This is a genomic window from Acuticoccus kandeliae (assembly GCF_003073115.1).
On record NZ_QBBV01000135.1, the window covers coordinates 1 to 325 of the forward strand.

The following is a 325-nucleotide window of genomic DNA, read 5'->3' on the forward strand; positions in this document are numbered from 1 at the left end:
CTCGTCGTCGGTGTCCTCCGCGGAGGGCTTCTCCGAGGTGCCGGGCTCCTCCGGGGCCCCGGACGACTCGGCCTTCCTCTTCTCCGCGTCGGCGGCCATCTGGCGCTCCAGCTCGGCGATCGGGTCGTCCGGGACGGCCCCGCCGGTCGCGCCGCCGCGCACGAAGGCGGCCGGGTCGTCCAGGTCCTCGGCCGACGGGATCAGGTCCGGGTGCGCCCAGACCGCGTCGCGGCCCTCGACGCCGCGCTCGGCGCCCAGCAGCCTCCACAGGTCCGCCGCGGCCCGCAGCTTCCGCGGCCGCAGCTCCAGCCCGACGATCGTCGCG

The 325-nt window shown here is 77.8% G+C and carries 1 protein-coding gene; it reads right to left on the reverse strand.

Annotated elements, in window-relative coordinates:
• On the reverse strand, positions 1–325 hold a 325-nt coding region (locus tag DBV35_RS29640), incomplete at both ends, for a zinc-dependent metalloprotease (RefSeq protein WP_205648959.1).